Genomic DNA, 5,718 nt, shown 5'->3' with positions numbered 1-5,718 from the left:
TTTGAAGAGGAGACAATATAGAGTTATTATTTGATAAATCTATATTGTCTTCTTTTTTAATTGTACAAAAAACATATATAAAATTAAAGTAATCATAGTAAATACTATAATTATTCAGAGAAAAAGTATAAGAGTTTTATTAGTAGAAATATGGTAAATTTCTTTTTATATTGACGTATTAATAAAATTAATGTAGTATTGACTTACAAATGTAGTCCAAAAGGAGGGAGTATAGTGAGTAAAAAAATAAAAATTTCAGACTCAGAGTTAGAAGTAATGCAAGCCTTGTGGAAGATTAAAAAAGGTACCAGTTCAGAAATAATTGCAGCAATAAGTAATACTTGGTCTAAAAAAACTATCCAAACATTAATATCAAGACTAGTATCAAAAGATGTAATAGGGGTGGATAAATCTAACCAGTATGTTTTTACATATTATCCATTAATAAGTGAAAATGATTATAAAAGTTTAGAAAATAGCTCTTTCTTAGAGAAGCTTTATGATGGATCTTTGGCTATGATGGTTTCAACTATTATAAAAAATAAAAATGCATCTGATGACGATATTGAAGAACTAAAAAAAATACTTAACGAGGAATAAGTTTATGATAGAAAATTTGTTTATTAAAGTAATAGAAGCATCTTTTTTAGGAAGTATAGCAGGTTTAATAATCCTTCTTATAAGATGTATTTTAAAAAATAAGATTAATAGCAAATGGATTTATTTGCTATGGATGATAGTGATAATAAAATTAATGGTACCATTTGGACCTGAAAGTAACTTGAGCATTTTTAACAAGATTAACAGTATTAAATTTTCAACTAGCATAAATAATAATTATGATAAAAATATAGCTGAGACAACTGACAACAATATCAACATTATTAAAGGTGACTATAAAAACACAGCAACAAACTATGATAGTAGTAAGAATTTAGTAAATAACATATCTTATATATGGTTAACAATTTGTATAAGTTTAAGTTTAGTATTTACATCTAGTTATTTCATTATGAAAAACAAAATAAAAGAAAAATCATTTTATTATGATGGAAGTCTAGATGAAGTATTAACACAGTGTAAAGCTAAATTAAAAATCAAAAGAAATATAAAAATTGTTATTAATGATTATATAAAAACTCCTGCAATAATTGGAATTTTTCAACCTACCATATTAATACCAATAAATACTCTAGAATTTAAACAAAATGAGATAGAATATATATTCATACATGAGTTATCTCATTTAAAAAGGAATGACAATATAATAAACCTTTTATTGACTATGAATCAAAGTATACACTGGTTTAACCCATTTATATGGTATATGTCAAAAATAATTCGTCAAGATATGGAACTTGCAACAGATGAGCTAGTACTAAGCAGAATAAATAATAATGAATATAAAAATTATGGATTTACAATTTTGAACATCTCATCGAGTTTAAATAAATACAAAACAAGTACAAGGGTAATAGGAATGAGTAATGATAAAAAATCTTTAGAGGATAGAATTAGGAATATAAAGCTTATGGATAAAATAAATAAAAGAAAAAAATATATACAGTGATGGGGGCCATTCTAGTTTTAACAATGGGAATATTTATAATAACTAGTCCAAAAGAAAATGGTAAATTAATGAATTCACAACTATCAAAAACACAAAATTTATATTTTGAGTTAGTTAATAATATTGAAGAGAAAAATATAGATTACAATGAAGCAAAAAGTATAATTAATAATCTAAAATTTGAAAATGTTGTGCAAGAAAAAGAAAGTATTGTTATAAAAGAGGATAATGAAAATATAGAAATAACATTAAGTAATAATAATATTTCTATATTAGAATACAAAAATGATAAAAATATAGTACTATCATTTATGAATGCTAATGAAGCAAAAGAGATAGGTAATGAAGAAAAATACAGTATGAGATTGGAAAATTTATCAGCAGAGAACCTAGGTGAAGTAATGAAAAATATAAATCCTGATATAGCAAAAAATAAACTTTTTAAATCATACTTAGATGTTTTGCAATTAGCAGGTAATAATAAAATAACAAAAGAAGAAGTTCTTAAAATAGATTCCACTTTGAGTCAACCAGAAGGTAAAAATCAGTTACAAAATACACTGTCAAGTAAAGATGATGACTATAATTTATCATCTGTTTATAATAGTGAAGGGAATCTTTTAAATATGTCTTTTGCAAATAATAGTTATAATATAGTATTTGATATAAATATAAAAAATAATTATTCTAATCAAGCCAACTTTAATTTACAAGATGAAAAATCTCAGAAAAATTTGATAGAAATAATGAATTAGAGTTATAAATCTCAATACTAAACTAAAAAGGAGTTGTCATGGCTAAAATACGAAAAATGATTGGAAAAGTAGATGCACCATATATCATATCTCTTATGAGATTGATAGAAACGCAAAGTAAAAAAACAATTGTAAAATGGTGTAATGAATATGCAAGGGAGCATATCCTACCTATATATGAAAAAGATTATCCAAAAGATCTTCGTTTAAAAAATGCATTAGATGCAGTTAATGAATGGTTAGAAGGAAATATAAAATTAACAGAAGCAAAGAAAATTATTAAAGAAGTTCAAGTAGCAGCAAGAGAAGCAGAAAACAATCATGCAGCACAAGCTGCAGCAAGGGCAATTGGAGCAACAACAGGAACTATTAATACAGTAACAAGTTCTTTAGGACTTGCATTTTATGGCAGTGCATCCGTAGCATATTCAACTGCTGGTGTTAATGAATCACTTGAAGTTTATGATGAGATTGCTCAAAGAGAGTGCAAGAAAATGGAGGATGCTTTACGCAAAGTTGCTATAACAGATGAGCTTAATCCAGCAAAAATAAACTGGCATTGCTAAAATGTGCAAAGTAGTATAACTTAATAAGTATATATGTGTTTAATTAAAGAGAATATGTTAATAAAAAGAATTAAATCGGAGGAAAAATGGGGGAGAGTACAAAAATAATTTTAGCTGTTATATTGATGATATTAATATGTTTATTAATAGACTATTTATCCAATATAAGAAAGTTAAAAAGAAATAAAAGAAGAATAGTTAATGAATATGGAGAAGAAATAGATATAGAAGACGTAAGTTACAAAATGGAAGCTGTATCTAGCTATTTTAGAAACAAGAACAAAGATGATGTAATTGATGATATTACATGGAGTGATTTATCCATGGATAATATTTTCAAAAAAATAAATAACACTCAAAGTACAGTGGGAAATGAAGTACTATATGACATATTACGAAACCCACTAAAAGATAAGTTGGAGTTAATGAAAAGAGATAATATAATAGAATATTTTGCTGAAAATGAAAAGGAAAGAATAGACTTTCAGCTACTTTTTTCTAGGCTGGGTTATAATTACGACTTAAATACAACATTGTCTCTATTTACAGAAATAGATAACAGTAAAAATAAATTAACTCTGTATAGGGTACTGAGAGCACTACCAGTTATAAGTATCTTATTGATAGGAGTAAATAAGTCATTTTTATTCCTAACATTGTTATCAATATGTTTAAATATTTTCATAAGTTTTAATAACAAGAAAAGTAAAGTAGATGTGAGTGGTTTTTCTTACATAATCAAAGTTGTTAACGTGGCTTTTAAAATTCATTCAAAAAACTTAAGTATTATAAATGAAAATATGAATGATATTAGCAGTGATTTAAAACAAGTTAAAAAGATAAAGAAAAAAATAGTTTCAACAAATCCAAACTCTATGTTATCTGATTTAAATGTTTTAGCTGAATATACAAATATGATTTTTTTATCAGAGTTAATTACTTATGAAAAAGTTAAAGAAACAGTTATAAAAAATAAAGAATACCTAAAAAGCATCTATGAATTCGTGGGAACTTTAGATTCTTTAATAGCTGTTTCATCTTTCAGACAGTCTTTGGATTATTATTCAAAACCAAAATTATTTATATCAAGCAATAAGTCAGAAAATATAATAGATTTTGAACAGTTGTATCATCCATTAGTAGAAAATCCAGTATCAAGCTCTTTGCACACAGAAAATGGAATCTTAGTAACAGGTTCTAACGCCTCTGGTAAATCAACATTTATCAAAAGTGTGGCAATAAATCAAATCTTAGGGCAAAGCATATTTACAACTTGTGCAAAATCTTACAAAGCATCATTTTTTAATATTTATACTTCAATGGCTTTAAAAGATGACGTGCTTAAAAATGAAAGTTACTATATAGTAGAAATAAAATCTTTAAAAAGAATTATAGATAAATCTAAAGCTAAAATACCTACCTTATGCTTTGTGGACGAAATACTAAGGGGGACAAACACTATTGAAAGAATAGCATCGTCCAGTGAAGTTCTTAGTTATTTTAATGATTCAAACTGTATTTGTTTTGCAGCAACACATGATATTGAACTGACTTATTTGTTGGAAAACAAGTTTGAAAATTATCACTTTGAAGAAGAAATAACAGACAACGATATAGTTTTTGATTATAAGTTAAGAAGTGGTCGTGCCAAATCAAGAAATGCCATTAAGCTGTTAGGGCTCATGGGATATGATGAGAAGATTATCGAGGATGCTAACGAGAGGGCAGCGATATTTGTTCGTACTGGAAAGTGGAAGTAGTCTGGAGTAAACAATGAAAAGTGTGATATTAAAAATATGAAAAAAGAATTAATTATTTGTTTCTTTATGATCTTATCGACTGTAATCTATCTAGGATTTCTACTTATTATTTAATATTAAAGAAAAAGTACTATAATTCTGAAGAAAAGCAAATTGGAATTATAGAATAAAAATAGGGGGATGACAATGTCACAAAATAAAGTACCAAAGGGGTATTATGTAGTTTCTATTATACTTATATTAATTACTTTGAAAAATTTTTCTTATGTTGGTAGAGATGGAGAAATATTAGTTAATTTGGGATTTTTCGAAATTTATGTATCATGTGTTGGAGTGGCTTTGTGTAAAGCTTGTGTATATACCATATCCATATATGGTCTTATAAATAACACTGCATGGGGTCTTGGAAGTACTACTTTGATAGCATTTTGGATAGGAATTATTAGATTGAGAGATTTAATAGCATATGGTGATACCATGTTAGCAGTTGAAACAGTAATCTTTTTAGGTGTATTCGCTTATCTTGTGTCTATTATTTCAAAGAAGATTGAAGAAATAATGGGTGAATAATAAAAAACTGTACATTAGTTGTAGCCTTGAAGTATGGTTTTTTATTGTAACTATCATGTAATGCTTTAAGCAAAATATTAAAATATTTTAATGGCAAGACAGAAGAAGTAACCAATGCCATGGATATATCTACAAATATTGTGAAAAGTCATTTGAGAAGAGTAGACACTATATTTATGTTATGAGAGTATATATATAATTTGCCTTGTACAAATATGGCTATTGGGAAAATATGGTACAATTTATAGAATAATTATTGTTTCTAAAAACAAGGGGGACTACTTTGAAAAAAATATTTTTCTACTTGATTTCACTATTAAACATAGCTTGTATGCTACTTGGATTTTTTCTGAAAAAAGTAAATCTTATGAAAAAAGCTTTCATATTAGGTGTAAATCCTTCATATGGATATCTATCATCTACTATTGTATATTGATAAAATAAAGCACAAGCACCACTTACATAGGCCGCTGCTGCTGCTGTTCCAGTTAACCTTC

At 26.4% G+C, this 5,718-nt stretch carries 7 protein-coding genes; 6 read left to right on the top strand and 1 reads right to left on the bottom strand.

What is annotated here, in order from left to right; genetic code table 11:
- Positions 1 to 234 precede the first annotated feature (234 nt).
- The 6 genes from NSA58_RS14860 to NSA58_RS14835 all read left to right on the top strand — a co-directional run bounded on the left by NSA58_RS14860 (position 235) and on the right by NSA58_RS14835 (position 5,221).
- Positions 235 to 600 carry a BlaI/MecI/CopY family transcriptional regulator gene (locus tag NSA58_RS14860; protein ID WP_074078973.1) on the top strand — a complete coding sequence of 122 codons (366 nt, stop codon included), beginning with the start codon at positions 235 to 237 and terminating at the stop codon, positions 598 to 600.
- Positions 601 to 604: 4 nt separating this feature from the next.
- Positions 605 to 1,570: a M56 family metallopeptidase gene (locus tag NSA58_RS14855; protein ID WP_257560636.1), complete on the top strand. Its 966-nt coding sequence runs from the start codon at positions 605 to 607 to the stop codon at positions 1,568 to 1,570.
- Entirely contained in the window at positions 1,567 to 2,325 is a 759-nt protein-coding gene (locus NSA58_RS14850) for a hypothetical protein (protein ID WP_257560635.1), read from the top strand. The genes NSA58_RS14855 and NSA58_RS14850 overlap by 4 nt, the downstream gene beginning before the upstream one ends.
- Positions 2,326 to 2,363: 38 nt before the next feature.
- Entirely contained in the window at positions 2,364 to 2,891 is a 528-nt protein-coding gene (locus NSA58_RS14845; protein WP_074078976.1) for a putative immunity protein, read from the top strand.
- 86 nt (positions 2,892 to 2,977) lie between these two features.
- The gene (locus NSA58_RS14840; protein WP_074429285.1) at positions 2,978 to 4,651 is read left to right on the top strand and encodes a MutS-related protein; all 1,674 of its coding nucleotides are present in this window, start codon (positions 2,978 to 2,980) and stop codon (positions 4,649 to 4,651) included.
- Between the two features lie 186 nt (positions 4,652 to 4,837).
- Entirely contained in the window at positions 4,838 to 5,221 is a 384-nt protein-coding gene (locus tag NSA58_RS14835; protein WP_074429284.1) for a hypothetical protein, read from the top strand.
- Between the two features lie 300 nt (positions 5,222 to 5,521).
- Here NSA58_RS14835 and NSA58_RS14830 read toward each other — a convergent pair.
- Positions 5,522 to 5,718, bottom strand: a 197-nt coding sequence (locus NSA58_RS14830) for a hypothetical protein (protein ID WP_257560634.1), incomplete at its 5' end; no start/stop codon positions are given.

The sequence above is a fragment of the Terrisporobacter muris genome, from assembly GCF_024621905.1.
Lineage (GTDB): Bacteria > Bacillota > Clostridia > Peptostreptococcales > Peptostreptococcaceae > Terrisporobacter > Terrisporobacter muris.
The sequence above is the reverse complement of the archived record's forward strand: the minus strand, read 5'-3'. Positions and strand labels throughout refer to the sequence as shown.